Source organism: Spongorhabdus nitratireducens (genome assembly GCA_947387575.1).
In the GTDB taxonomy this organism is placed as follows: domain Bacteria; phylum Pseudomonadota; class Gammaproteobacteria; order Pseudomonadales; family Endozoicomonadaceae; genus CANDOC01.
Window position 1 is genome coordinate 14,145 of sequence record CANDOC010000009.1, and the last position, 26,086, is coordinate 40,230.

Annotated in this window: 24 protein-coding genes; 19 read left to right on the forward strand and 5 right to left on the reverse strand. The window is 50.3% G+C overall.

Translation table 11 applies throughout. The annotated features are described in order from the left end of the window. Positions 1-98: 98 nt before the first annotated feature. Together msbA and ACYZZ0_RS16200 are read right to left on the reverse strand one after the other, a co-directional pair. Entirely contained in the window at positions 99-1,892 is a 1,794-nt protein-coding gene (msbA, locus tag ACYZZ0_RS16195) for a lipid A export permease/ATP-binding protein MsbA (RefSeq protein ID WP_461537691.1), read from the reverse strand. Positions 1,893-1,987: 95 nt separating this feature from the next. Continuing rightward, positions 1,988-3,256, reverse strand: coding sequence for a hypothetical protein (locus ACYZZ0_RS16200; RefSeq protein WP_461537692.1), 1,269 nt, complete (start codon positions 3,254-3,256; stop codon positions 1,988-1,990). A 168-nt stretch (positions 3,257-3,424) separates the two neighbouring features. Here ACYZZ0_RS16200 and can point away from each other — a divergent pair, with 168 nt between their 5' ends. From can to typA, 3 genes are all read left to right on the forward strand, one after another. Further along, positions 3,425-4,084 carry a carbonate dehydratase gene (gene can / locus ACYZZ0_RS16205; protein WP_461537693.1) on the forward strand — a complete coding sequence of 220 codons (660 nt, stop codon included), beginning with the start codon at positions 3,425-3,427 and terminating at the stop codon, positions 4,082-4,084. Positions 4,085-4,184: 100 nt separating this feature from the next. After that, positions 4,185-4,841 carry a lipopolysaccharide kinase InaA family protein gene (locus tag ACYZZ0_RS16210; RefSeq protein ID WP_461537694.1) on the forward strand — a complete coding sequence of 219 codons (657 nt, stop codon included), beginning with the start codon at positions 4,185-4,187 and terminating at the stop codon, positions 4,839-4,841. A 36-nt stretch (positions 4,842-4,877) separates the two neighbouring features. Continuing rightward, positions 4,878-6,698 (forward strand): translational GTPase TypA, encoded by a 1,821-nt coding sequence (gene typA, locus ACYZZ0_RS16215; protein WP_461537695.1) that lies wholly within the window; start codon positions 4,878-4,880, stop codon positions 6,696-6,698. Positions 6,699-6,757: 59 nt separating this feature from the next. Here the strand turns inward: typA and dgt are convergent, their stop codons facing one another. Then, positions 6,758-8,254: a dGTPase gene (dgt, locus tag ACYZZ0_RS16220; RefSeq protein ID WP_461537696.1), complete on the reverse strand. Its 1,497-nt coding sequence runs from the start codon at positions 8,252-8,254 to the stop codon at positions 6,758-6,760. Between the two features lie 136 nt (positions 8,255-8,390). Here dgt and pip point away from each other — a divergent pair, with 136 nt between their 5' ends. From pip to ACYZZ0_RS16235, 3 genes are all read left to right on the forward strand, one after another. Beyond that, the gene (pip, locus tag ACYZZ0_RS16225; protein WP_461537697.1) at positions 8,391-9,347 is read left to right on the forward strand and encodes a prolyl aminopeptidase; all 957 of its coding nucleotides are present in this window, start codon (positions 8,391-8,393) and stop codon (positions 9,345-9,347) included. A 27-nt stretch (positions 9,348-9,374) separates the two neighbouring features. Beyond that, positions 9,375-9,812: a D-aminoacyl-tRNA deacylase gene (gene dtd, locus ACYZZ0_RS16230; RefSeq protein ID WP_461537698.1), complete on the forward strand. Its 438-nt coding sequence runs from the start codon at positions 9,375-9,377 to the stop codon at positions 9,810-9,812. A 138-nt stretch (positions 9,813-9,950) separates the two neighbouring features. Continuing rightward, the gene (locus tag ACYZZ0_RS16235) at positions 9,951-11,711 is read left to right on the forward strand and encodes a forkhead box transcription factor (protein WP_461537699.1); all 1,761 of its coding nucleotides are present in this window, start codon (positions 9,951-9,953) and stop codon (positions 11,709-11,711) included. Between the two features lie 47 nt (positions 11,712-11,758). Here ACYZZ0_RS16235 and argS read toward each other — a convergent pair whose 3' ends face one another. Next, positions 11,759-13,501, reverse strand: a complete 1,743-nt coding sequence (gene argS, locus ACYZZ0_RS16240; RefSeq protein ID WP_461537700.1) for an arginine--tRNA ligase — start codon at positions 13,499-13,501, stop codon at positions 11,759-11,761. A gap of 521 nt (positions 13,502-14,022) precedes the next feature. Between argS and ACYZZ0_RS16245 the strand changes: the two genes are divergently transcribed. The 13 genes from ACYZZ0_RS16245 to ACYZZ0_RS16305 all read left to right on the forward strand — a co-directional run bounded on the left by ACYZZ0_RS16245 (position 14,023) and on the right by ACYZZ0_RS16305 (position 23,943). After that, positions 14,023-14,643, forward strand: coding sequence for an SPOR domain-containing protein (locus ACYZZ0_RS16245; RefSeq protein ID WP_461537701.1), 621 nt, complete (start codon positions 14,023-14,025; stop codon positions 14,641-14,643). Positions 14,644-14,793: 150 nt separating this feature from the next. Next, complete coding sequence (gene hslV, locus ACYZZ0_RS16250) at positions 14,794-15,339, forward strand: ATP-dependent protease subunit HslV (protein WP_461537702.1); 546 nt, start codon at positions 14,794-14,796, stop codon at positions 15,337-15,339. A gap of 65 nt (positions 15,340-15,404) precedes the next feature. Then, complete coding sequence (gene hslU / locus ACYZZ0_RS16255; protein WP_461537703.1) at positions 15,405-16,745, forward strand: HslU--HslV peptidase ATPase subunit; 1,341 nt, start codon at positions 15,405-15,407, stop codon at positions 16,743-16,745. 95 nt (positions 16,746-16,840) lie between these two features. Continuing rightward, positions 16,841-17,212, forward strand: a complete 372-nt coding sequence (locus ACYZZ0_RS16260; RefSeq protein ID WP_461537704.1) for a gamma-butyrobetaine hydroxylase family protein — start codon at positions 16,841-16,843, stop codon at positions 17,210-17,212. A 164-nt stretch (positions 17,213-17,376) separates the two neighbouring features. Further along, positions 17,377-18,153: a bifunctional demethylmenaquinone methyltransferase/2-methoxy-6-polyprenyl-1,4-benzoquinol methylase UbiE gene (gene ubiE / locus ACYZZ0_RS16265; RefSeq protein ID WP_461537705.1), complete on the forward strand. Its 777-nt coding sequence runs from the start codon at positions 17,377-17,379 to the stop codon at positions 18,151-18,153. Then, complete coding sequence (locus tag ACYZZ0_RS16270) at positions 18,150-18,791, forward strand: ubiquinone biosynthesis accessory factor UbiJ (protein WP_461537706.1); 642 nt, start codon at positions 18,150-18,152, stop codon at positions 18,789-18,791. The genes ubiE and ACYZZ0_RS16270 overlap by 4 nt, the downstream gene beginning before the upstream one ends. 3 nt (positions 18,792-18,794) lie before the next feature. Further along, positions 18,795-20,405 carry a ubiquinone biosynthesis regulatory protein kinase UbiB gene (ubiB, locus tag ACYZZ0_RS16275; RefSeq protein WP_461537707.1) on the forward strand — a complete coding sequence of 537 codons (1,611 nt, stop codon included), beginning with the start codon at positions 18,795-18,797 and terminating at the stop codon, positions 20,403-20,405. A gap of 96 nt (positions 20,406-20,501) precedes the next feature. Further along, positions 20,502-20,837, forward strand: a complete 336-nt coding sequence (locus ACYZZ0_RS16280) for a histidine triad nucleotide-binding protein (RefSeq protein ID WP_461537708.1) — start codon at positions 20,502-20,504, stop codon at positions 20,835-20,837. 60 nt (positions 20,838-20,897) lie between these two features. Continuing rightward, positions 20,898-21,131: a twin-arginine translocase TatA/TatE family subunit gene (tatA, locus tag ACYZZ0_RS16285; RefSeq protein ID WP_461537709.1), complete on the forward strand. Its 234-nt coding sequence runs from the start codon at positions 20,898-20,900 to the stop codon at positions 21,129-21,131. A gap of 98 nt (positions 21,132-21,229) precedes the next feature. Beyond that, the gene (gene tatB / locus ACYZZ0_RS16290; RefSeq protein ID WP_461537710.1) at positions 21,230-21,610 is read left to right on the forward strand and encodes a Sec-independent protein translocase protein TatB; all 381 of its coding nucleotides are present in this window, start codon (positions 21,230-21,232) and stop codon (positions 21,608-21,610) included. Between the two features lie 8 nt (positions 21,611-21,618). Continuing rightward, complete coding sequence (tatC, locus tag ACYZZ0_RS16295; protein WP_461537711.1) at positions 21,619-22,389, forward strand: twin-arginine translocase subunit TatC; 771 nt, start codon at positions 21,619-21,621, stop codon at positions 22,387-22,389. Beyond that, on the forward strand, positions 22,386-23,096 hold the full coding sequence (locus ACYZZ0_RS16300) for a 16S rRNA (uracil(1498)-N(3))-methyltransferase (protein ID WP_461537712.1): 711 nt from the start codon (positions 22,386-22,388) through the stop codon (positions 23,094-23,096). The genes tatC and ACYZZ0_RS16300 overlap by 4 nt, the downstream gene beginning before the upstream one ends. 67 nt (positions 23,097-23,163) lie before the next feature. Continuing rightward, a complete protein-coding gene (locus tag ACYZZ0_RS16305; protein ID WP_461537713.1) occupies positions 23,164-23,943 on the forward strand; it encodes a hypothetical protein in 780 nt (259 codons plus the stop codon). Positions 23,944-23,999: 56 nt separating this feature from the next. Here ACYZZ0_RS16305 and ACYZZ0_RS16310 read toward each other — a convergent pair whose 3' ends face one another. After that, positions 24,000-26,018 carry a hypothetical protein gene (locus ACYZZ0_RS16310; protein ID WP_461537714.1) on the reverse strand — a complete coding sequence of 673 codons (2,019 nt, stop codon included), beginning with the start codon at positions 26,016-26,018 and terminating at the stop codon, positions 24,000-24,002. Between the last annotated feature and the right edge of the window lie 68 nt (positions 26,019-26,086).

The window sequence follows — 26,086 nt, forward strand, 5'->3', positions numbered from 1 at the left end:
AAACAGGCGCTTTAGTGCCGGAATTCGATCTGTCCACCGGCTATCAGGGGCTGACAGCCGGCAGAATAAAAAATAAAGCGATATCAGGCAGATGAATATCAGCTTGTCAGATGATTGTCATCTGCGTGGTTTTCTTCTCGAAACTGCATTCGGTGCAGGGTTGCATAATGGTTGCCTTTGGCCAGCAACTCTTCATGAGAGCCCTGTTCGATAATCCGGCCCTGATCCATCACCAGAATGACATCGGCATTCTCGATGGTGGACAGACGGTGAGCGATAACCAGCGTAGTCCGGTTCTTCATCACCTCATCCAGTGCTGCCTGGATATAGCGCTCGGATTCGGTATCCAGAGCTGAAGTCGCTTCGTCCAGGATCAGCAGCGGCGCATCCTTGAGAATGGCGCGGGCAATCGCCAGTCGTTGACGCTGTCCACCGGACAGCAGTACACCATCCTCACCAATCAGGGTTTCCATACCTTCCGGCAGCTTTTCCACAAACTGGGTGGCATAGGCTGCACCAGCTGCAGCGCTGATCTCTTCCGGTGTGCGGCTACTCAGGTCGCCATAGGCAATGTTGCGAGTTACGGTGTCATTGAACAGCGACACGCTCTGGCTGACCAGGGCAATCTGGCGGCGCAGATTATGCAGGGTGTAATCCTGAATGGGGGTGCCGTCCAGCAGGATCTGACCTTCAGAGTGCTGGTAGAAGCGTGGAATCAGGTTGGCCAGAGTTGTTTTACCACTGCCAGAACGACCAACCAGTGCAACTGTCTGACCCGGTTTGATGCTGAAGTTGATATCCTGCAAAGCCGGTGTCGCAGCATTCTCGTAGCTGAAGGTAAGGTTTTTGAATTCCAGCTGCCCTCTGGCCCGATCCAGTTCAATTGTACCGTTATCTACTTCAACCGGCTCGTCGATTTGCTCAAAAATACTCTCTGCAGCGGCAATACCACGTTGAATAGTTGAGTTTACTTCGCTCAGCTGACGAATAGGCTTGGGCAGCAGGCCAGCAGCTGTCAGGAAGCTGACCAGATCACCGGTAGAGCCCTGTATATAACCAGTAGAGCGCAGATACAGAATCAGGAAAATCAGACCGGCAACAGCCGTGAGAACAATCAGCTGCAGCATCGGAGTATGGGTGGCCGATACCTTGACCAGTTTGATGTTCTGGTTGGTATTTCTCTCACTGGCAGTCTGGAAACGTTCACGCTCATATTTCTCACCACCAAAGCCACGAACGACCTGATAGCCGTTAATAGTTTCAGAGGAAATATGGGTGACATCGCCCATCGTAGTCTGGATCTTCTTGCTCAGCTTACGAAAGCGTTTGCTGGCGGTAGTCACTACCAGAGCAATCAGGGGCAGGGTAGCGATAAAGACCAGTGAAAGCTGCCAATTGGTCCACAACAAATAGCCCATCAGCGCAATAACGGTCAGACCTTCCCTGACCAGCACCTTGATAGCATCGGTTGCAGCACCGGTCACCATTCCGACGTTATAGGTGATTCTGGAGATCAGGTGGCCGGAATTATTGTTGTCAAAATAGCTGTTGGGTAGGCGGATCAGGCGATCAAACAGCGAGGTTCGCAGGCTGTGAACCACATTCATGGAGACCTTGGCAATGTAATAACTACCAAGGAATGAGCCCAGGCCACGAAACAGGCCGATACCGACTACGCCGAGAGGCACAAGATATACCAGTTGGGCTTCACCGCCTTCCAGGTATTCCACAAAGTATTTGATGATGGCTGGAAACATCGGCTGGCTGGCAGCAAAAATCAGATACCCGAGTAAACTCAGGGCAAACAGTTTCCAGAAAGGCCGAACATAGCTGAGCAGGCGAACATACGCCTCAAAGCCGCCTTGTTCAGCCGCAGGGGATTCTTTGGACATGGAATGTCAGACTGATTCGTTGAAAAAAGAGGCTGAATATAGCATGGGTGCCCATGGAGGGGGTAGTTCAGCCTCTATATGACATTTTCTTAATGTCAGGGTGCACCTGCCTGGAGGATGACTGGAAGAAAATGTTGATCCAGTTCATCTCGAGTCTGCTGATTTAAAGCTCTATAGCCAAGATTATCAAAAGTCCCGGTTTCAAGCCTCTCCAGAAAACGCTGGTATATTCCTTGACCGGTATAGAAGTGTTCTTCGATCACTTTCTCTGTGGTAAACATCAATTCACAAGTATTCATAATGACCGGGCTTGAGCCCAGAGCCATTAACATTCCTTGGTACCAGACTCTCAGGGTACGTGCATTTGCATCTGTGAATGGATGAAGAAGCATGATGGTGCGTACGCACTGTGCTACCCGAGCGACTTTTTCTCTAATGGATGCAGCACGCTGCAGATTTTCTTGAAATTCTTGAAAACAAACATCGACTGCTTGCTGAGCATTTTTCTGTTTTATTCCTGTGTAATAAATTGTAGGAAAATCAAAACCCTCATGCTCATGAGTTTTATAATTGCTTATACCTAAATCAGAAGTTATTGAGCAGGTCCACAAATTAACAGCTGTATGACATTGGCATGCTATTTCCCATTCAGATGGAGGTTCAATGCCCCACCTGTCCAGTGACACAATGCGAGCTGAAAACTCTGCTTCTTTTTCTTGATAAAGAGCGTGTGCTTGCTGCTGGATAGATTTAAGTAATTGGATAAGTTGAGCTGATTTCAATGTTGCGATTTTGCATGTGTTACGACCAAACTCTAGAGACTCTTTTGCTACTAAAGAAAATACCAATTCTGTTGCTTCGGGTGAAAATTTTACTCCCTGGCGAAACTCTGAAAGAGCATCAACTACAGTTAGAGATAGACAATCATAAGGAAAAGTTGCTTCTACCAAGCATGCATGCTCAGGGTCTTCAGCTTGCATGGCAGGAATATCGTCAGGCTCCATGTGGCTATGGATTTTTCTCAGAAAATTATAACTACACATACTAGCGATGACAGAATCATTGCTGTTGGAAAGATGTTGTGTAATGAATACAAATGCTTTGTACAACTGAGTCAGTTCTTCAATATCTAATGATTCGCTTTCATGAGGACGAGGTCTCAAAACTGTTTCAGGTAATAGAATTACTGCATATAGCCATGAAGAATGGATTAGGTTTAATGGCTTTAAAGGTGAAAGTGGAGGTGGAGGAGAAGAGTAACAATTAAAGGAGAACAACGATAAAAATAAAAGGCTGAAATTTATTTTCTGAAATATTTTTATTTCTTTTTTATTTTTTGAGTGTTTTTTGTTGCAATAAAACATGTCTTCTCTGGTGGCTAAAATGAATGATTCTTGATTGTAGTTTAATTGGCCCTTTAACGAATTTTTTCAAAAAAACATGAGAATGTTTCAAATAAAGAGTAATAATTTGTTGAGTCTTTTTTGTATTGCAGGCATTTTAACTCCTGTTCAAAATGGGATTTAAGTTACATGAAGCGACTAGAGCATCTCTTCAAGCAAAATCAGGAGTGGGCTGAGAATATCAAGGCCGACAATCCTGACTTTTTTACCAATCTGGCAGCTCAGCAAACTCCGGAATACCTCTGGATTGGCTGTTCCGACAGCCGGGTACCGGCCAATCAGCTAACCGGATTGTTGCCCGGGGATATCTTTGTTCACCGTAATGTGGCCAATCTGGTGGTTCACACTGACGTGAATAGCCTGTCAGTGCTGCAGTATGCGGTGGATGTGTTGCAGGTAAAGCATGTGATTGTCTGTGGTCATTATGGCTGTGGCGGTATTCTGGCGGCGATGCGCGGAGAGACCAGTGGTCTGATTGATAACTGGTTGCTGAATGTTCAGGACGTCTATGACAAGTACCAGTCACAGGTGGATGCCATTGAAGATGATGGTGCCCGTGCTGATTACATGTGTGAAATCAATGTGGCCGAACAGGTAACCAACCTGTGCAAAACCTCCATTATCCGTGACGCATGGGGGCGTGGCCAGCAAGTGGCGGTTCATGGCTGGATTTACAGTATCTCAGATGGCCTGTTGCGTGATCTGGATCTGTGCATCGAAAAGTCGACAGAAGTGGCTGGTATTCATCAGACTGCCTGTGATCTGGCGAAACCTTACCTAAACAAATAATAAAACCTGAATTTACAAGAACTTTTCACTCTCTCCCCGACAGGAAGTTTTAGCCAAGGGCGTATTGTGGTTAAATAGCGCCCTTTTAAAATTCCTCCGCATGCAGAAACTTAATCAAGACCGCTATCAGGCCCTGCGCGAGGGATGCCGGGTCATTGAAAAGGATGGCTACGGCGATAAAGTGCTCGGGCTCCGTGACGGTACTATCCTTAAAATTTTCAGGGTCAAGCGAACACTGTCATCGGCTCGCTTTTTCCCGTATTCCCGTCGTTTTGCCAAAAATGCCGGGCTGCTTCAGCAGCGTGGTATTCCGACGATTGATGTTATCGGGCTGTATGAGCTGCCGGCCAAGGGGCTGACAGCAGTACACTACCACCCGTTGCCGGGAGATACGGTACGGCAGGCACTTCGACAGCTGGATGCCGGCTCTGAAGAGCGAGCTCAGTTATTGGAAAAGCTGGCGGCGCTGACTGCTCAGCTGCATGAAAACGGTGTTTTATTCCGTTCATATCACATGGGTAATGTGATTGTGATGCCCGACGGAGAACTCGGGCTGATTGATATTTCCGATATGCGTTGCCAGTCAAAGCCTCTGTCCGAGCGCCAGCGGTTACGCAATTTGCGCCATATGTCGCGCTACAGTGAAGATGTTTCAGCGCTTTGTGCGCCTGCTTTCACGACTCATTACGCCAGATTGGGACAGGTTCCCCTTTCGGCTGTAGAACATATATTCCAGACAGCAGCATCACCCTGCTGATATCTGATACCGGATTTTCACTGAGGTAAACAAGGCGTGCAGGAAAAACTCCGCAATATTGCCATCATCGCACACGTAGACCATGGCAAAACCACTCTGGTAGACAAGCTGCTGCAGCAGTCCGGCACACTGGGTCGAAAGGATCAGGGTGCCGAGCGCATCATGGACTCCAACGATCAGGAACGTGAGCGCGGCATTACCATTCTGGCAAAGAACACTGCCATCGAATGGAACGACTACCACATCAATATCGTGGATACTCCGGGACACGCTGACTTCGGTGGTGAAGTTGAGCGGGTACTGTCCATGGTGGATTCTGTTCTGCTGCTGGTGGACGCCGTTGACGGCCCGATGCCGCAGACTCGCTTTGTAACCCAGAAAGCTTTCGAGCAGGGGCTGCACCCGATTGTCGTAGTCAACAAGATTGACCGTCCGGGCGCCCGTCCTGACTGGGTTGTCGATCAGGTTTTCGATCTGTTTGATCGTCTGGGTGCGACAGACGAACAGCTGGACTTCCCGATCATGTACGCTTCCGCACTGGAAGGTGTGGCGGGTGAAGATCCGGGCAGCATGGCTCAGGACATGACCCCGCTGTTCGAAATGATCACCGAACAGGTACCGGCGCCGCAGGTTACCGTTGACGGTCCGCTGCAAATGCAGATCAGTGCTCTGGACTACAGCAGCTATGTTGGTGTTATCGGTGTTGGCCGTGTAACCCGTGGTGTGATGAAGCCGGGTACCAACGTCAAGGTTGTTGACCGTGAAGGCAACGCCCGTAACGGTCGGGTTCAGAAGGTCATGGGCCATCTGGGTCTGGAGCGGGTTGAGGTTGAAGAGGCCAAGGCTGGCGACATTATCTGCATTACCGGTATTGATGCGCTGCAGATTTCTGACACCCTGTGTGATGTAGATACTCCGGAAGCGCTGCCGCCGCTGTCTGTTGATGAGCCGACCGTCAGCATGACCTTCCAGGTTAACGACTCTCCGTTCTGTGGTCAGGATGGCAAGTTCGTGACCTCCCGTAATATCCGTGACCGTCTGGACAAGGAACTGCTGTACAACGTAGCACTGCGTGTCGAGCAGGGCACTGATGCGGACAAGTTTGTCGTTTCCGGTCGTGGTGAACTGCACCTGTCTGTTCTGATCGAGAACATGCGTCGTGAAGGCTTCGAACTGGCCGTTTCCCGTCCGCAGGTTGTAGTCAGAAAAATCGACGGCATCATGCAGGAGCCTTACGAGCAGGTTGTTATTGATGTTGATGAAGAGCATCAAGGTAGCCTGATGGAAGAGATGGGTAACCGTCGTGCCGAGCTGACCAATATGGTGCCGGATGGCAAAGGCCGGATCCGTATGGACTTCGTTATGCCTGCCCGTGGCCTGATCGGCTTCCGCTCCCAGTTCCTGACCATGACTTCCGGTAGCGGTATCCTGACCCATATCTTTGATCATTACGGTCCGGTCAAGGATGCAGAAGTCGTACACCGTCAGAACGGCGTTATGATTTCCAACGTGAAAGGCAAGGTACTGGGTTACTCCCTGTTTACCCTGCAGGATCGCGGCCGCCTGTTTGTTGAGCCGGGCATTGATGTCTATGAAGGCCAGATTATCGGTCTGCATAGCCGTGACAATGACCTGACTGTTAACCCGACCAAGGGTAAGCAGCTGACTAACGTTCGTGCATCCGGTACTGATGAAAACATCGTGCTGACCCCGCCGGTACGTCACACCCTGGAGCAGGCGCTGGAATTCATCGATGATGATGAGCTGGTGGAAATTACTCCAAACCACATCCGTCTGCGTAAGAAGCAGCTGACTGAAAGCGATCGCCGTAAAGCGGCTCGCGCCAAGAATCAGTAAGTTGTATGGATAAAAAAACGGGCAGAATTATCTGCCCGTTTTTTTATGTCTGAATGTCGTTATATTCCGGATAGTCCCTGATACTCCGCAACCACAAAATTATCCGTCATCCCGCTGATATAATCGATGAGCAACCGTGCCCTGTAGTACCACTCAAGGTCAGTTTTTTCCTGCGTATTGTATGAATTATCAATCTGTTCAACTGCAAGCGAGTAAGCTGCACGATATTTTCCGGGCAGGCGATGCCACAGTCTTTGCTCCAGAAAATCATACTGGCTGTCGTGTAAAATAATTTCTTCCAGCTTTCTGCGTTTAAGCTCCAGCAGCGGGCGGTAAAACTCCAGCAAACCAACCAGAGCAGAATACCCGCGGAGTTCCGGCGTTTCTTTTTCCGGACTGCTGAAAACAAAGCGGACAGTGACATCCTTTAAGGTCTGCAGTGCCAGATGCTGGTGGGAATTGCCATCAATCAAAGGCTCATCCAGCGTACCGTTGAATACCGCTTCGTGCTGATCGATATAGCGTTTGGCCGCATAGTCCACAAGATCACGTACCAGCCGGGTTCGGAGTCGCATAATAAACTCCTGAGCCTGCCGTTTTGTGGTCAGATGCAACTCCGTTTTGCGTATAGCGTCATCCATCATATCGGTCAGGTAACTGCTTTTGTTTTCACTGAGTTCGGACCAGATCAGCCTGAGGTTCTGCTGCAGTTCCTGATAGGAGAGAATATTCTTGTCAACGGCGTCTTCCAGATCGGCAATGCAGTAAGCAATATCGTCTGCTGCTTCCATGATATAAACCAGCGGGAAGCGACAGTCCTCAGCAATATCCAGCTGTTGCCAGATGGTTTTTACCAGTGCTTCCTCGGTATAGAAAAAGCCGGGTTTTTTCTTGCGATAGGCAAAGGCATCTGTCTCAGCTGGACGCGGCTGGTAGGGCGGGCGGGTGTACTTCATTGCCGCTGCCAGCTGGGAGTGAGTCAGGTTGAGGTCCTGCAGGGAGTGAATAATCCGCAGGCCTTGGGCGTTGCCTTCAAATTCACACAAGTCAGGTAGCAGAACGTCATCAAACAGGTGAGAGGGCAGTGTATTTTGGGCTGCTGCTCCATGCATCTTGCGGGCATTCTGTTGCAGCCAGCGGCTGATCGTTGCCTCGCCGAAATGACCAAAGGGCGGGTTTCCGACATCGTGCAGCAGGCAGGACATTTCAACCAGATTGATAAAGGCGCTTTCGATACCTTCCAACCCAAGTTTTTTCAGCTGCTTTGTTTCTGTCAGCTGTTTGAGAATAGTACGGGAGATATAGCGCCCGGTTTGCTGGACTTCCAGTGAGTGGGTCAGGCGGCTACGTACGCCGGCATTGGTTTCCAGCGGGTAAACCTGGGTTTTCTGCTGCAACCGACGTACAGCTGCTGACTGAATGACCCGGCCACGGTTACTTTCTGTTTCTTCCACCACATCGCGAATTTCATCAACGCTGCTTAACCGGTGACGAGTGCCTGTGATTTTTTGGCGATAGTCCATGGTTTCAGGGTTCTGCTGGCTTAAATTATTCAAGTTTCCAGCTTAACAGGTATCAGTGCCAGAGCCGAAGTCTGGTGTAGTGGTTTTTACGTGCTGGCTGTGACGATTATGCTTGCATCCCGCGTGCGTTCTTTCATACCCTGTGTTGAATATATGCCGGGGATTTGCCATGCACGTACTCTATCCGCCCCTGAAGCCCAATGCAGTACATCAGGTCAAGGTTGATCAGCAGCATACGCTTTATGTGGAAGAAAGCGGGTCGCCTGATGGCTTGCCGGTTATCTATCTGCATGGCGGTCCGGGACTCGGGGTAGATGAGAACAGTCGCCGTTATTTTGACCCGGAAAAATACCGCATTATCTGTTTTGACCAGCGTGGCAGTGGTCAGTCCAAACCTTATTGCTCTCTCGAAAATAATACTACCGAACACCTGATTGCTGATATTGAAGCGATTCGCACCGAGTTGAATGTGGATCGCTGGATTCTGTTTGGCGGTTCCTGGGGCAGCACGTTGTCTCTGGCCTATGCCCAGGCTCATCCCAAGCGGGTCAAGGGTATGATTCTCCGGGGCATATTCCTGGGGCGGCAGCAGGATATTGACTGGTATTTTGGTCATGGCGTCAGATCGGTTTATCCGGACTACTGGGATGAGTTTGTTTCCATTCTACCACCGGAAGAACGCGATGATGTGGTATCAGCCTATCAAAACCGGCTGAGTGGCAGTGATGAGGTGGCCCGAATGAATGCGGCCAAACACTGGGGACTCCATGCGGCCCGGGTTGCAACCCTGAGACCCAATCATGATGTGGAAGAAGAACTGACCAATGTTCATCATGCACTGTCGATGGCCAGTATTGAGTGTCATTATTTTTCCAACCGTTTTTTCCTGAAGGAAAATCAGCTGCTCGACAATATGGCAGTGATCAAGAATATTCCCGGCATTATTGTTCACGGCCGCTATGACATGGTGTGCCCGTTTGAAAATGCGTGGACGCTTTATCAGAACTGGCCTGAAGCGGATCTGCGAATTGTCCGGGATGCGGGTCACTCAGCACTGGAAGCAGGTATTACCGATGCGCTGGTAAAAGCCACAGACGAAATGGCTCATAATCTGCGCCGGGCCTGATTAACAAGGTAGTAATGGAAGAAGTTTGTGAAAGGTTTGATTCAGCGTGTGAAACACGCATCAGTCACTGTTGATGGTGAAGTTGTTGGCGAAATCAATGCCGGTATTTTGTTGTTACTCGGCGTTGAAAAGGATGACGATGAGCAGAAAGCTCAGAAGATGCTGGATAAAGTGCTGAAATACCGCATTTTTCCTGATGACGCCGGGAAAATGAACCTGGGGCTGGCTGATATCGAAGGCGAACTGCTGATTGTGCCCCAGTTCACGCTGGTGGCAGATACCCGTAAAGGGTTGCGCCCCAGCTTCAGTCGTGGTGCATCTCCGGAGCATGGTGAAAATATTTACAATTATTTTGTATCTGAGGCTCGTGGGCGATATGGGAAAATTGCGACCGGGCAGTTTGGGGCTGATATGAAAGTCGAGTTGCTGAATGACGGACCGGTTACTTTTATGCTGGATGTCTAAGAAAACAAAAAAAATGTGTTGCCAGTATTAAATGCTGTGCTGGCAATTCATGATATTGAATTGTGGTAAAAATAGTTTCTCACCTGTGTTGAGATAATAATCAACTACGCTTTGGGGCAATTATAACTAATAAGCTCCATGCTGATGATTTCTGTCAGGTCCGAATTCAAAAAAACTGGTGTTTTTTTTCTTTATTTGATCTGTATGGATTTGTTAGCAGGGTTTGACTACTCATTGCTAACTTCTGTAATCGAATGTTCAAGTGATTGTATTCCAGCAGATAAGGATATTCCTTGTGTTATCACACCTGACTTAATTGTGGGGCGTGGTGAATTATCCCCTTTAAAATTAAAACTGATTAATCAAAATGGTTGTCCAACAGATAAGCTTTTGGTTGAGTGGACTATTCCTGGTACTTATGAAAACTGGATACCTATAGATACTTTTTCTGGTGCAGGAGATATTGAATTATATCCATTTGCTTCAATGCTTGATAAGCCTGCAGATGTTCTATGGATTGTGATCAGAATTAGAGCTGGAGGCATAGTTATCGATGGGGCTCCTTGTACAGTCGAGCATCGTGCGGTGATATCGGTTCAGCCATCCGCCTGTGAGCTACCACAAGCTGCAGCATATGATGTTGGGGGAACCATACAACCCAAGAATCATACTGTAGATAAATTGCCCAAGGGTGAAAGAGATTGCTTTGAGCCGGTGGCAAGCTCTATTCACCACAATATTGCTCAGGGAATCTTCGTTTTCTATCTAACCAGTTTTCCTTTGGAGCAGGTTTATCACTTGAGGCAGTGGTTGATAAAACACCAGCTTCCCTGTGCTCCCATATTGATGCCAAATGTCACAGAGGTTGCAGGTAAGGGCGAAGGTTCTGATGTTGATAAGGCGTGTGGAGATAAAAAATATAGAATGCTATCCGGCATTACATCGTTGAGATGCATAGAAGCCTGGGGAAATGGGGCAGAAAAAGATATTGTTCCATTTATGCTATGCGGTATTCCTGTTGTTAATCATATTAGTTGGCCGTTATCCAAAGCTTCCAGTCCATTAAAAATGGCTAAAAATGTTGTTACAGGCTATCGAAGATTGGAGCCATTACATTTGTTTTCAGTTTGTGGCGGGCGAGAATATCCTGGAACCCGTTATATTTATGTCAGAGATGGTGTTGAGTTTGTTCGGCCTCAAGAAAGCCGTTCCCAATTAGATCATTTTCAGCAATGGGAACGTGTTCACAGGGAAGAGCTTGCACAATTCAGGTTACAAGATGAAGAACTCAATGGGTTAAATTATCCCACTGATGAGCGTCTGCTTTTGGCTGGTGAAGGTGAGGAAAGTGTTGCTTTTTCTGGCAGTACTCAAATGACCAAACCTCCTCATACATATAGGACGCTAATTCGTAATGCAATCGATGCGGCACCTCAAAGGCGCTTAAAACTGGCTGCAATCTATGAATCAATCATGGAATCGCATCCGTATTATAGAAACATAGTTAAAAAAGGCTGGCAGAATGCTATCAGGCATAATCTTTCTCTGAACAAGGAGTTTGTAAAAATCCCTCCACCCGAAGGTGCAGGTGGAAAAGGAAATCTATGGACATACAATGACGATCAAGTGGTAACAGGTAGCAAAAAGCAGAGGAGGCGGAAGTCATCCCAGTGTTCTTTGCCTTATGATGATCAGGTTGGGGAAATCACTGATAGTCAAAAACTGCATGCGGGCACAGTCAGTAATGCGCCAACAGACATAATTTATCCTCTTGGTTTGGAGGGTAGTGAATATACGTTATTTGGCGGTCAGGCTGAGGTGCCCGGGATGCCTCCTCTCAATCCAGCATCATTTGCAGACAGCCTTTTGACGACTAGCCCTTTTACAAATCCAAATTGAGGCCTATGTCAGTTAGTGAAACCGACTGACATAGGCTAGCTAAAAGCTTACATCTGCTCGACAGTATTGATACCCAGCAGGCCCAGACCGGTCTTCAGAATACGTGCAGTCAGTGCACACAGCTGCAGACGGCTGTTGCGAATATCAGCTTCCACGCCTTCCTTGTTAACCGGGCAGGACTCGTAGAACTTCATGAACGCGCCGGACAGGTCGTACAGGTAAGCACACATCACGTGCGGAGTACCTTCACGAGTTACCTGTTCAATGGCTTCACCGAACTGCATCAGTTTGGTGCCCAGTACCTTTTCGGCATCCGCTTCAATCTTCAGTTCACCTTCCAGACTGGCAGCATCAACGCCGGCCTTGCGGAAGATGCTCTGGATACGGGTGTAGGCGTACTGCAGGTAAGGTGCGGTGTTACCTTCGAAGGACAGCATGTTGTCCCAGTCAAAGATGTAGTCGCTGGTGCGGTTCTTGGACAGGTCAGCGTACTTAACCGCGCCCATGGCGATAGCCTTGATGACTTCGACCTTCTGCCCTTCATCCATATGCGGGTTCTTTTCACCGATCAGGCGAGCTGCACGTTCTTCGGCTTCATCCAGCAGGGCGGACAGTTTTACCACACCACCGGAGCGGGTCTTGAACGGCTTGCCGTCTTTACCCAGCATTACACCGAAGGCTTCGTGTTCCAGCGGTACGCTTTCCGGTACAAAGCCGGCCTTGCGAACGATGGTCCAGGCTTGCTGCAGGTGCATGGCCTGACGGGCATCGATAAAGTACAGCACCCGGTCAGCGCCTAGGTTCTCGTAGCGGTACTTGGCGCAGGCAATATCGGTGGTGGAGTAATTGAAGCCGCCATCGCTCTTCTGAACGATAACGCCCATCGGATCACCGTCCTTGTTCTGGTATTCATCCAGGAACACAACCTGAGCACCCTGGTCTTCTACCGCGAGGCCTTTCTCTTTCAGCTCGGCGATAATGCCCGGCAGCATTTCGTTGTACAGGCTTTCACCCATGGTGTTTTCACGGGTCAGGGAAACATTCAGGCGGTCGTAGCTGATCTGGTTCTGTTCCATGGTGACATCAACAAGACGCTGCCACATCTGACGGCACCAGCTGTCACCACCCTGCAGCTTGACCACGTAGCCACGGGCACGCAGTGCGAACTCTTCGTCGCTGTCGTACTTCTTCTTGGACTCACGGTAAAACTCTTCCAGGTCGGACAGTTCGGAAGACATAACTTCCGGATTTTCCTTCTGCAGTTCTTCCAGGTGGGCAATCAGCATACCGAACTGGGTACCCCAGTCACCGATATGATTGGCACGGATAACATTGTGACCCTGGAATTCCAGGGTGCGAACCACGGAGTCACCAATGATGGTACTGCGCAGGTGACCAACGTGCATTTCCTTGGCAACGTTGGGTGCAGAGTAGTCCACCACGATGGTCTGTGGCTTGTCTGCCACGTCAGCACCCAGATGGTCATCTTTCAGGGCATCTTTGGCCTGCTCGGTGAGCCACTCGTTGCTGAGGAAGATGTTGATGAAACCGGGGCCGGCAATTTCGACCTTGGCGGCCATATTGCCCAGATCCAGTGCTTCAATTACCTTGGCAGCCAGATCGCGGGGCGGCATGCCCATCTTTTTGGCAGCCTGCATGGTACCGTTGGCCTGGTAGTCACCGAACTGGGCTCGGGCACTCTGGCGTACCAGTGCACGGGTATCTTCAGGTGCACCGGCGGCGATCATGGCGGCGGTCACCTTGGCTTCGAGTAATTGAAGGATGTTCATCAATATGTCCCTTTCAATAAAGGCGGCAGTACAAATATAAAACAGCCCGGGCGGTATGCTACGACTCGTCGGGCTTCAGTTCCCTTGGAGTGTGCTACCTGCCAGGCGGTCAGGATGTCAGAAATCTGTGGCCAGCAGGTATTATCAGACAGAGCGTCGTCGGATGATGCAGCGGCGTCGAATCGTTGCGCAGTCGATTGCGTGGAAGAGAGTCACGCAGGAAGAAGTCTTCTGATCTAAAGTCAGAATAGAGCTTGCAGAGAAGCTTGCAGGGAAGCTCTCCGGCAGGATTGTTGTATCTGGGTAGCTCTGCTGGTTTTCCATGCTCGCGATGCTAGCGGAAATAGCGCCTTGTCTCAACTGTCAGGCGCAGGGATTTGATAGCGGGTATGGCAGTTGGCACCCGCAAGGGATAACGCTAACATGAGAAGGATTTTCAACAGGCTGATGATAGCAGGAGAACCAGCGTGCATTTGCCGGTACCGTTACGCTTTCAGCAGCTCCATGCTGCCGGGGAATAGATGACAGCAACGCGGAAGAAACCTGGAAAACAGGGAGCGAGTCGAAGTAAGAGTGTGCCGTTGTTTCAGCGTGTGCCGGGGTGGATGTGGCTGATTACCGGTCTGCTGGGAGGTTTCCTGCTGGCGCTGTTGATTATGCTGGCTCCGGGCGCAGGAGATACCTCGCGGAACACCGGTTCAAAGCAGGCTCCAGATGCAGCACAGCAGCCCGAGCAGGAAGAAGCGGCCAGGCAGGAACCTGTTTTTGACTTCTACAAACTGCTGCCTGAATCTGAAGTTATTGTCTCCGAGCCGGCGAAGCCGGAGGCAAAAACAACGCCTAAACCTCAACCAGCTGCTGCCTCAAACAACAGTACTGCCTCGGCAAAGAAACAGCCTGCAGAAGTGTCCAGATATCTATTGCAAACCGGCTCGTTTCGCAGCAGAAATGATGCCGAACGCCTGCGTGCCCAGCTGATATTGTGGGGGCTGGATGCCCGAATCCAGCAGATTCAGGCGAAAAATGGTGAATACTGGCATCGGGTTCAGGTCGGTCCGTTAACCTCTATGACGCAGGTCAACAGTGTTCAGAAAACGCTGGCTGACCATAAAGTGGATTCACTACTGCTCAAACTGAAGTAAAATTTTCAGGCCGGGGCTGCTTTTGGCAGCCCTTTTATCCAGATTTCCGGACTTTTCTCAGTGTTAAATAAGCGCTAACGCTTGAAAAGCCGGAATCCTCCCCCATATCCCATTTCAGATTGAAAGTATCGCCATCAGGGGTATAAAACCTTGGAACAGTATCGCGGAACGACCATCCTGTCTGTACGTCGCAACGGCAAGGTGGTTATTGGAGGAGACGGTCAGGTCTCCCTCGGCAACACCGTTATTAAAGGCAATGCCCGCAAGGTACGCCGCCTGTATAACCAGAAAGTTATTGCCGGCTTTGCCGGTGGTACAGCCGATGCGTTCACCCTGTTTGAACGTTTTGAAGAACAACTGGAAAAGCATCAGGGCCAGCTGGTGCGCTCTGCTGTTGAACTGGCAAAAGCCTGGCGTACCGACCGCAGCCTGAGCCGTCTTGAGGCCATGCTGGCGGTTGCTGACAGCAAGGCTTCGCTGATTATTACTGGTAACGGCGATGTAATGGAGCCTGAAGACGGCATTATTGCTATCGGTTCCGGTGGGCCGTTTGCCCAGTCTGCTGCCCGTGCACTGGTTGAAAATACCGATATGGGCGCACGTGACATCGTTGAGAAAGGCCTGTCGATTGCCGGTGATATCTGTGTGTACACCAACCACAACCGGATTATTGAAGAGCTGGATGCTGAACAGTAAGGCATTCGCTTGCTAACGGTTTTTTCAGAACCGCTAAAGGCTTTTCAGAACGAGAGAGTTTTTAAATGAGTCAAATGACACCCCGTGAAATTGTCCATGAATTGGACAAGCATATTGTTGGACAGGATGAGGCCAAGCGCTCTGTTGCCATCGCGCTGCGTAACCGCTGGCGCCGGATGCAGGTAGATGCTTCCCTGCGCAACGAGATCAGCCCGAAAAACATCCTGATGATCGGCCCGACCGGTGTCGGTAAAACCGAGATTGCCCGCCGTTTGGCCCGTCTCGCCAATGCGCCTTTTATCAAGGTTGAAGCGACCAAGTTCACCGAAGTGGGTTATGTTGGTCGTGATGTTGAATCCATCATGCGTGACTTGATGGATGCAGCGATCAAGATGCTGCGCGAGCAGGAAATGGAAAAGGTCCGTCACCGTGCGTTGGATGCTGCTGAAGAGCGCATTCTGGATGCGTTGCTGCCGCCGGCTCGTACTTTCGGTGAAGAAAGCAGCCAGCCGCAGGACAGCAGCACTCGCCAGATCTTCCGCAAGAAACTGCGTGAAGGCCAGCTGGACGACAAGGAAATCGATATCGAGGTCAAGGATTCCCCGATGGGCGTTGAGATCATGGCGCCTCCTGGTATGGAAGAGATGACCAACCAGCTGCAGAGCATGTTCTCCAACTTGTCGAACAACAAGAGCCGCACCAAGAAGCTGAAAGTCAAAGACGCCATGAAGATGGTTCAGGACGAAGAAGCTGCCAAACTGGTGAATGAAGATGAACTGAAAGCTCGCGCTATCGATGTGGTCGAGCAGAATGGTATCGTCTTCATCGACGAGATCGACAAGGTTGCCAAGCGCTCCTCCGGCAGCAATGCTGATGTCTCCCGTGAAGGGGTTCAGCGTGACCTGCTGCCGCTGATCGAGGGCTGCACTGTATCTACCAAGTACGGCATGGTTAAGACGGACCACGTACTGTTCATCGCTTCCGGTGCTTTCCACCTGGCCAAGCCATCTGACCTGATTCCTGAACTGCAGGGTCGTCTGCCGATCCGGGTTGAGCTGAAGGCGCTGAGCACTCAGGACTTTGAACGCATTCTGACCGAGCCGAATGCTTCCCTGACCGAACAGTATCAGGCGCTGATGGAAACTGAAGGTCTGAAGCTGGAGTTTGCCGAAAGCTCCATCAAGCGTATTGCTGAAGTAGCCTGGCAGGTGAACGAAACCACCGAGAATATTGGTGCCCGTCGTCTGCACACTGTGCTGGAGCGCCTGCTGGAAGATATTTCCTTCCGCGCAACTGATCTGGCCGGTACCCAGGACGGCGAAGCCTTTGTGATTGATGCAGACTATGTCACCCAGTCTCTGGGTGAGTTGGCTCAGGATGAAGATCTGAGTCGCTATATTCTGTAACAATTGATTGATAAAAAAGCCGCTCGGTTGAGCGGCTTTTTTGTGTCCGGGTATTCGTGCCCGGATGAAAACAAAGCTATTCGGGAAATATCGAGATGACTTGCATACCTGAGAAGGTGCATCTGCATCGCCAGTCAGGTGTACTGGAACTGACATTTGAAGGCCTGAACTATCAGCTTAGTGCCGAGTTTCTGAGGGTTAACAGCCCTTCTGCCGAAGTGCGGGGCCATGGTAATCCGGTGCTGCAGCATGGCAAAAAGAATGTCGGTATTCAGGCACTGGAGCCTGCCGGCAATTATGCGCTGAAAATAATCTTTGATGACGGCCATGACTCGGGGCTTTATGACTGGAGCTACTTATATGAACTTTCCCTGAATAAGGAAGCGCTGTGGCAGGATTATCTGCAGCAGCTGTCTGCAGCAGGTAAATCCAGAGATCCGGATGAAAGTGTGGTGAGGCTGATCTGACACCACACTTTTGCCACGGGTTTCTGGTATTTTTCACCGTGTAGCCCTGCGGTATCAGGGGGAGACTTTTCGGGTAGCCCTGTTAGAATGACGGCGCACGAATGATTCCGGTGCGATACCGCACAACTTAATTTCAGCAAGAAGTATCAATAGAAGCACGCAATATGGCCAAGCGGGAAGAATCAGGGACAGAGCAAAACGGTGATACCACCCACTTCGGGTATAAGACCGTTGAGCGCGATGACAAAGTCGATATGGTTGCCGGAGTATTTCACTCTGTTGCAGGCAAGTATGACCTGATGAATGACCTGATGTCGTTTGGTGTTCATCGTTTGTGGAAGCGTTTCACTATTGAAATGTCTGGTGCCCGCCCGGGGCAGACCATTCTGGATCTGGCCGGTGGTACCGGTGACCTGACTATGAAATTCTCCCGGCTGGTGGGCCGGAGCGGCAAGGTGGTGCTGGCTGATATCAATGATTCCATGCTCAATGTCGGTCGCGACAAATTGCTGGATCGTGGTTATGGCAGCAATATCGAATATGTTCAGGCCAATGCCGAATGCCTGCCGTTTGCAGATAACACCTTTGACTGTATTACTATCGCTTTCGGTCTGCGTAATGTGACCGACAAGGATGCAGCGCTGCGCTCAATGCTGCGGGTACTGAAGCCCGGTGGCCGGTTGCTGATTCTGGAATTTTCCAAAACCGATAACCCGGTGCTGAGCAAACTGTACGATACCTACTCCTTCAAGGCGCTGCCGCTGATGGGTCAGTTAGTGACCAATGATGCTGAAAGCTATCAGTATCTGGCAGAGTCCATCCGGATGCACCCGGACCAGAAAACGCTGGAAAATATGATGAAGGATGCAGGCTTTGTCAGCACTACCTATCACAATATGACTGGCGGCATTGTGGCGCTGCATAAAGGATTCAAACCATGAAGCCGGTCTTTCCACTGGGTGCAGTGGCGGGACTCTCAGCGCTCGAGCACCTGATTAACAAAACCCTGCAGTTGGATCCGGTAACACTGGACAAGCTCCAGCTGCTGGAACACAAAACCTTGCTGCTACACCTGACCCAGCCGGAAGTTGTGCTGGGCGTAACCTGGATTGATGGCCGCATTGTTTTGAAGGGATTGCCGGAGCAGGTTGATGCCTCTCTGATGGCAACCCTGCCTGCCGCTCTGGCGCTGCTGACGCATAAAGACAAGATTGCAGCCCTGCAGTCCGGTGATGTCACCATTAGCGGTGATACGGCGCTCCTGCAGCAAACTCTGGCCATTTTGCAGGATGCTGAACTGGACTGGGAATCTGTACTGACAGATAAACTGGGCACGGTTGCCGGTCATGCACTGGGGCAGGGGATCCGGACATTCTTCAGCTGGGCCAAAGATACCAACCAGCGCTTTAGCCGCAATGCAGCCGAGTATGTCACCGAAGAAGCCCGACTGGTTGTGTCTGCAGCAGAAGTTGAAGTGTTCTGTGAGGATGTCACCTCATTGCAGCTGGATATGGACCGGCTGAACGCCCGAATCGAGCAGCTTGAGCCTGCATCGGATACCAGTAATCACGGGAGCTGATGCGTGGGACTGAACAGACTGTATCGAATACTGCAGGTCTTCAATCGTTACCGGCTGGATAACCTGGTCGATAGTGAGATGTTACCTCCGGCAGCCCGGGGCATGTTAAAACTGCTGTCCAGTATGGGGCGTGGTGACAACAACGCACCACGGGGTGAGAGGCTGCGGGATGCGCTGATCGAACTGGGTCCGATCTTTGTAAAGTTCGGCCAGATTCTTTCGACCCGGCGGGATCTGGTTCCGGATGATATCGGAGATGAACTGGCCAAACTGCAGGACCGGGTACCACCCTTTCCCAGTGATCAGGCCATTGCCCGCATCGAGAAATCACTGGGTAAACCTGTAGATGAGCTGTTTGCCGAGTTTGACCCGGAGCCAATCGCTTCTGCTTCTGTGGCTCAGGTTCATGCGGCGACGCTGAAAAATGGCGACAGTGTTGTTGTCAAAGTCATCCGCCCCGGCATTGAAAAGGTTATCCGCAAGGATATCGGGCTGTTATACACCGTAGCGAAACTGCTGCTGAAACTGATTCCCGATGCCCGCCGGTTACGTCCTCTGGAAGTGGTACGTGACTATGAACGGACGTTGCTGGATGAGCTTGATTTGCAGCGGGAAGCCGCCAGCACATCCTTGCTGCGCCGTAACTTCCTCGGCTCCGGTCTGCTGTATGTGCCCAAAATCTACTGGGATCTGAACAGCCGCAACGTGATGGTGGTGGAGCGGATTCACGGCATTCCGGTTTCCGACGTTGAAACCATGCGTGAGCGTGGCGTCAACATGAAAGTGCTGGCAGAGCGTGGTGTCGAAATATTTTTCACCCAGGTTTTCCGCGACAGCTTTTTCCATGCGGATATGCACCCGGGCAATATCTTTATTGATACCACTAACCCGAAACTGCCGGAATATATCGGTATTGATTGCGGTATTGTCGGTTCACTGGAGCCGACCGATCAGGAATATCTGGCGCGTAACCTGCTGGCATTCTTCCGCCGGGATTACCGGATGGTGGCCCAGCTGCATATCGACAGTGGCTGGGTGCCGGAAGACACCAGTTTGTGTGAGCTAGAAGGCGCTATCCGTACCGTTTGTGAGCCCATCTTTGAAAAACCGCTAAAAGATATCTCATTTGGTTTATTATTGGTGCGGCTGTTTCAGATTGCTCGCCGCTTCAATATGGAAGTGCAGCCTCAGTTGGTGCTGTTACAGAAGACACTGCTGAATATTGAAGGGCTGGGGCGCCAGCTTTATCCCGATCTGGATCTGTGGAGTACAGCCCAGCCGTTCCTCGAAGCCTGGATGAAAGAACGTATCAGCCCCAAGGGGATGCTGCGGCGCATTCGGGATCAGGGTACGGATCTGTTGTTGCAGGGGCCGGATCTGCCCGTGCATGCGATGCAGGCTATCCAGCGGATCAGTGATGACCAGCGCAAGGCCCTGCAGGCCAGTGAACAGGCGCGGAGCCGGATGCAGCGGAATATGAGGCGCGCCGGTGGTGTTATGCTGGTCGCAGCTGCGGTTTATGGTCTGGCACCGGAACTGCTCGTATCAATCCAGTGGCCGGTAGTGGCTCTGGGCTTAACCGGGTTGCTGCTGATAAGCAGGAAAACAGCCTGACACGATATATTCCACAGCTGGTTATTCGGTGAATTTAGCCTTATGGTATCCGCTGAAAAGCAGGTCGGGCTGACACCGAACCCGAGGTAATGAAACATGAGTGACTGTTTGTTTTGCAAAATTGTTGCGGGAAGTATCCCTTCCGAAACAGTTTATGAAGATGAACATTGCCGGGTGTTCCGTGACATTCAGCCCAAGGCGCCGGTGCATCTGCTGATGATTCCGAAAAAGCATATCGAGAATCTGGATGACCTGAAGCCTGAAGATGCTGCAGTTGCCAGTCATATGCTGCTGACAATCCCCCGTATTGCGAAGCAGCAGGGCCTCGATGATGGTTACCGGGTGGTAACCAATAATGGCGAAGGCGGCGGACAGGAAGTGTTTCACCTGCATTTTCACATCCTTGGCGGTGGTGCACTCCACAGTCTGTAATGCAGTTGCCACAGGGCAATTGATAGAATGAAGTATTCCTAGAGATACAGGGAGTCTGATATGGGTTTTGGCGGCATCAGTATCTGGCAGTTGCTGATTATCTTGCTGATCGTGGTAATGCTGTTCGGTACCAAACGCCTGCGTGGCCTCGGCGGCGACCTCGGTGGTGCGGTGAAGGGCTTCAAAAAAGCTATGAGCGATGAAAAGGGTGAGGACCCGAAACAGCTCAATAATGCTGACGAAGGCATGAAGGCTGAAAAAAACAGTGCCGAAGCCGAGCCGGTTCGCAAGTAATACGATCGGGCTCTGTTATCGTCTTTGAAGACAGGCCGGTTTGATACTGGCCTTTCTTCGTGTAATTCACAGTGTGATCCATATGTGGAAGCAAGCAGGTGTTTGATATCGGGTTTACCGAACTGGTAGTAATTGCGCTGGTTGCACTGGTTGTTCTGGGGCCGGAACGTTTGCCTCACGCCATCAAGGTAACGGCCATGTGGATTGGGAAGATCAAGCGCAGTTTCAATTCTGTTAAGGAAGAGATCGAGCGTGAAATCCGCGTCGATGAAATTCGGCGTGACCTCCATAATGAATCAGTAATGGAAGAGCTGCGCAAGACGCGTGAAAAGGCAGAAAACCTGCAAGGCTCATTTACTGAAACAATGAATCAAAGTATTGGTGGTGAAAATATCATGACACCACCGGATCAGAAATCTGAAGACCGCCGTGCTGATAAAGAAGCTTCGGATACCTCTTCAGTCACCAGCAAGAAGTAATCTGATTTATGAGCGGGCAGTCATCCGGTCCGAAACAGGACAAAGAACAGCCGCTGGTTCAACATCTGGTTGAACTGCGCACCCGGCTGCTGAGAGCAGTCACCGTTATTCTGATTATCTTTGCAGGCCTGTTTTACTTTGCAAATGATATCTATACCTTTGTATCCGAACCCCTGAGAGCACTGCTGCCGGAAGGCACCAGCATGATCGCAACGGAAGTGGCGTCGCCGTTTCTGACACCGTTCAAGCTGACTATGGTAGCGGCTATTTTCCTCGCTATTCCGTTTATTTTGCATCAGATCTGGGGCTTTATTGCGCCTGGCCTCTACAAGCATGAAAAGCGTATTGCTGTGCCACTGCTGGCCGCCAGTGTGATGCTGTTCTACCTCGGCATTGCTTTTGCTTACTATGTTGTGTTCCCGCTGATCTTTGGCTTCTTTACCAAGGTCGGGCCTCCTGATGTGGCGATGATGACCGATATCAATCGCTATCTGGATTTCGTGCTGAAGCTGTTTTTCGCTTTTGGTATGGCGTTTGAAATCCCGGTCGCTACCGTTCTGCTGGTGTGGTCCGGCATTACCACTGTTGAAAAACTGGCGGCCAAGCGTCCCTATATCGTGGTTGGCTGCTTTATATTCGGTATGCTGCTGACACCACCGGATGTGGTTTCCCAGTCACTGCTGGCTATTCCCATGTGGTTCCTGTTTGAAGCTGGTGTCCTGTTCTCCCGGACTATCAAATCCCGTCCAGACTCATCTTCTGAATCTGCTGCTGAATGAATCTTTTATTGCTGCAATCCGATGACTTTGTGTCATCGGATGTTGCGCGTGTGACCGGCGCGCGCCTGAAACATGTGACTGATGTTCATCGTGCTGTACCGGGCGATACCCTGCGGGTGGGTGCTCTTGGTGGCATGATGGGTGAAGCTGTGATTGAAAAGCTTGATGCTGACTGCCTTGAGCTGTCGGTTTCTCTGGATCAACCCCCACCACCCAAACTGCCATTGACTGTTTTGCTGGCGCTGCCCCGCCCCAAAATGCTGAAGCGTACACTGCAAACCCTGAGTGCACTGGGAGTAGAAAGCATTGTACTGATGAACAGTTACCGGGTGGAGAAGAGCTTCTGGCAAAGTCCGTGGCTGGCTGAGGACAAAATCAGGGAACAGTTGGTTCTGGGGCTGGAGCAGGCCCGGGATACGGTACTGCCCGAAATTATCTTTGAGAAGCGTTTCAAGCCGTTTGTTGAAGATCGACTGCCTGAACTGATGGAAGGCAAGCGTGGACTTGTCGCACATCCTGTCGCGTCACAGGCTTGTCCGATAGCAATGAATGAACCGTCGGTGTTAGCTATTGGTCCGGAGGGTGGCTTTATTCCCTATGAAGTGGAAAAGCTCGAAGAGGCAGGGTTTGAGCGAGTTCATATGGGGACTCGTATTCTGAGAGTCGAAGTGGCGATTCCCACCATTATTGGCCGGCTTTATACCTGAGCTCAGAATAGCAGCAGTTTGTCCTTTGATGCCTTTGTGTTAATTTCGGTAGGAAAACATACTTTTAATGCCGAGGTATCAAGGAATGATTGCCCGCTTGCAGTATGTATTCCCATCTCTGATTGCTTTGTTACTCAGCTGCAGCCTGCAGGCTGAGTCGGGTAAAGCAGAACTGTTACAGCAGCTTTATCAGAAAGCTGGCCTTGAAGTGCATATGCGAACGCTGCAGGCCAGCCTGTGGCAAAGCTGTCAGGCCTATGAGGGCAGGGTTGATACCGGGCTGTTTGATTCCGTCTGCAGTTCTGAGGCAATCAAAATTCATCCTGATCAGTATCGCCAGCGTGTTCTGGCACACCTCTCACAAAGACTGGGTAAAGAGCAGCTACAGGAAGTGCTGGGCTGGCTTGAAAGTCCGTTAGGCCGTCGTATTGCCCATATGGAAAACATGGTTGAGCCAATGGCGGCGGCTATGTATATCAGGCAGAAGCTAACGGCAGCCCCTCCCCGTAAAATACGTTCGGAACTGATTGATACCCTGATTTTTCATTTGGGTGCCGTGGAGATCAGTACTCAGATTGCTTCTTCTTCGGCACTGGAAATCGCCGAACGTGTAAACGATCAGTTGCCTGGTGAACGGCAAATGGATCTTGAAGTTATTGAACAGGCCTTACAGCAACAGATGTCGACGATGAGTGCTGCCACGCATCAGGACCTGCAGCACCGTTTTCTTTACACCTACCGCACATTACCGGATGAGGAGTTGCAGGCTTACGTAAATTTTGCGGGTAGTGAGGCGATGCAAAGTTTCTATGGTGGGGTTTTTGAGGCTCTGGGAGAAATGTTGTGATCAATAAAAAAAGGCGCCCTGAAAGAGCGCCTTTTTTATTGGACGATTAAACTACATTAGCCCTGTACTGGTATGTCATTAAGCAATTGTTCCAGCTTTTGGCGATTGCCTTTTGTCAACCGGTTGAAATGCTTGCTGGTGCAATTGAGAATTGCTGTGTAGTAGTGCTGCTTGTCCTCTGCGGTAATGGTATCCATCTTTCCAAGGCGCTCTCTGATTTCTGATTGCATGGTGTCTTTCCATGCACGGGAGTCAGCCTTGTCAGATGAGTAAGGCACGGTTACTCTGGACAGCTCCTCTGCTGTCTTGGCCTGAAGATTGAGAACCTCAAGACCAACAGTTTTCATTTTGCGAGTCACAGGAGTCTGTACGGCTGCCTGATCTTTAATTTGTCGCTTCAAAGTTGTCAGCATTTGCTGAACATCTTTGTCGTTACGAGACTTGAAGTGATCTGCGGCGGCCAGATATTTGGCTGCCACATCTTTGGACATGGCTGTCTGAGGCAGCAAATCCTGAAGGCGTTGTAGTCCAGCCATACGTACATCACGTTTCTCATCGTGATCTTTGGGAATAGGCACTGCTGCCAGGTCGTCTGGCCCCATACCACCCATTTGCTTCAGGGTTCTGGTGTGAGCTTCCCGTGCTTCGTTTAGCGCCTGCTTATTGCGTATATCTCTGACGCGCTGTAACAGGTTGTCAGCTGTAGCATGAGACGCTTTTGAGGTTTTGCCTGACTGGAAATTTTTGATCGCAAGCTCGAACTCTTCGCCTATTGGCTGTCTTGTGGTTACGGCATGATCCAGCATTTTGGCGGCAACAGCCAAGCCTTCTTGACGGGCTTGTTCCTTGTCAAGACCGCCATAGTTTGCTTGAGCCAATGCTGTCAGAGCACCCTTGTCGCCCTGCACAAAACTATCGTACATACCATTGAGTTGATCTCTGAAGTCTCCTACTTTGGCACGGGCTTCATCAGCTTTCAGTTGATCGACTTTTGCATCCAGCTCACGGTGTACTTCTGCTGCACGAGCCTTGGATGGGCCAGCATTGAGTAGTTTGGTCGACCTGAACTCATCTATCTGGGCGCGGATAGTTTTGATTTCTTCTTGGTCGAGCTTTTTCATGTCCTTGATCAGCGTGGATAACTGATCCAGAGCAGCCATACGCTTTTCTTCTTTATCCGGGTCTTTCTTGGAAACAACCTGCTCAGTCATTTCGGCAGCAGTTTTCCCTGCGAATATGTGGCTGAACTCGGAGCCTGAATCGCTCTGAGATGATCTGCTTGAAGCCTCGGAAAGACTGGATTGAGAACTGATTGACCCAGTGAAAGGTAGTACTGCCTCATCATTTGTCGATGTAGTGGATGTCCTGCTGCTTTCTTCACCAACATAGGTATTTTGAGGAGTTGGGGCAGCATTGAAAGAGGCACCCGTACTTAAACTTTGAGTGAGCTCTTCATCATCACTTTCTGAAACTGATGTGGGTCTGGTACTGTTCTCACTGGTAGGACGACTTAGTTCAGGTACTGATTGGCGGTCGATGAATGATGTAGAGATATCACCTAAATTGTTATCACGCTTGAATGCATCAACATCGACTTTTACTTGGGCAAGATCTTCTTGCATCCGTTTGTATCCGTCAGGTCCCAAGCGTTGCTTGTCGACGTGAGTCATAAAGCTGTCTTCGCCATCTTCAAAAGCTTTACCCAGAGGTGAGTCCAGAGGAACACCGGGCTCGCCTGGTACCGCAGGTGATGAATGGCTCCGAGGTTTAGGAGGCATCATCGGCTGCTTGGGTTCAGCAAAGCTTTCAGTGGTACTGTGACGGGAAACAGATGTTGAAGAGCTGGGAGTATCAGGAGAAACAGATCTTTGATTTAGATCTGGAGATTTTTTGTGAAAAGCTCCAGCTCGATGGAGGTTTGTCTGGTTATCAGGGTGATTAACTACACGTCGCCCCGGTAAATGGCTGACAACCCAGCTTTTGAAACTACCCCAAGCCTTCTTTATTGGCTCAGGAATAACGCTGCTGATAGCCGAGGCGGCACTGGTCGCAGCAGAGCGTACACCCTCTAACATCTTGATATCCCTCCATGGATATTTATCGCTTTGGGCTACTACAGCCCTGCATTTGAGTCAGTTGTGTT

What these genes read in the sequence shown, in the direction of transcription:
- ubiE (WP_461537705.1), top strand. Translation starts at nt 17,377, where the DNA reads ATGGCCAAGCGGGAAGAATCAGGGACAGAGCAAAACGGTGATACCACC.
- tatA (WP_461537709.1), top strand. Translation starts at nt 20,898, where the DNA reads ATGGGTTTTGGCGGCATCAGTATCTGGCAGTTGCTGATTATCTTGCTG.
- ACYZZ0_RS16310 (WP_461537714.1), bottom strand. Translation starts at nt 26,018, where the DNA reads ATGTTAGAGGGTGTACGCTCTGCTGCGACCAGTGCCGCCTCGGCTATC.
- msbA (WP_461537691.1), bottom strand. Translation starts at nt 1,892, where the DNA reads ATGTCCAAAGAATCCCCTGCGGCTGAACAAGGCGGCTTTGAGGCGTAT.
- ACYZZ0_RS16280 (WP_461537708.1), top strand. Translation starts at nt 20,502, where the DNA reads ATGAGTGACTGTTTGTTTTGCAAAATTGTTGCGGGAAGTATCCCTTCC.
- ACYZZ0_RS16305 (WP_461537713.1), top strand. Translation starts at nt 23,164, where the DNA reads ATGCCGAGGTATCAAGGAATGATTGCCCGCTTGCAGTATGTATTCCCA.
- ACYZZ0_RS16210 (WP_461537694.1), top strand. Translation starts at nt 4,185, where the DNA reads ATGCAGAAACTTAATCAAGACCGCTATCAGGCCCTGCGCGAGGGATGC.
- pip (WP_461537697.1), top strand. Translation starts at nt 8,391, where the DNA reads ATGCACGTACTCTATCCGCCCCTGAAGCCCAATGCAGTACATCAGGTC.
- can (WP_461537693.1), top strand. Translation starts at nt 3,425, where the DNA reads ATGAAGCGACTAGAGCATCTCTTCAAGCAAAATCAGGAGTGGGCTGAG.
- ACYZZ0_RS16200 (WP_461537692.1), bottom strand. Translation starts at nt 3,256, where the DNA reads ATGTTTTATTGCAACAAAAAACACTCAAAAAATAAAAAAGAAATAAAA.
- tatC (WP_461537711.1), top strand. Translation starts at nt 21,619, where the DNA reads ATGAGCGGGCAGTCATCCGGTCCGAAACAGGACAAAGAACAGCCGCTG.
- ACYZZ0_RS16260 (WP_461537704.1), top strand. Translation starts at nt 16,841, where the DNA reads ATGACTTGCATACCTGAGAAGGTGCATCTGCATCGCCAGTCAGGTGTA.
- hslU (WP_461537703.1), top strand. Translation starts at nt 15,405, where the DNA reads ATGAGTCAAATGACACCCCGTGAAATTGTCCATGAATTGGACAAGCAT.
- argS (WP_461537700.1), bottom strand. Translation starts at nt 13,501, where the DNA reads ATGAACATCCTTCAATTACTCGAAGCCAAGGTGACCGCCGCCATGATC.
- ACYZZ0_RS16270 (WP_461537706.1), top strand. Translation starts at nt 18,150, where the DNA reads ATGAAGCCGGTCTTTCCACTGGGTGCAGTGGCGGGACTCTCAGCGCTC.
- ACYZZ0_RS16235 (WP_461537699.1), top strand. Translation starts at nt 9,951, where the DNA reads ATGCTGATGATTTCTGTCAGGTCCGAATTCAAAAAAACTGGTGTTTTT.
- ACYZZ0_RS16300 (WP_461537712.1), top strand. Translation starts at nt 22,386, where the DNA reads ATGAATCTTTTATTGCTGCAATCCGATGACTTTGTGTCATCGGATGTT.
- ACYZZ0_RS16245 (WP_461537701.1), top strand. Translation starts at nt 14,023, where the DNA reads ATGACAGCAACGCGGAAGAAACCTGGAAAACAGGGAGCGAGTCGAAGT.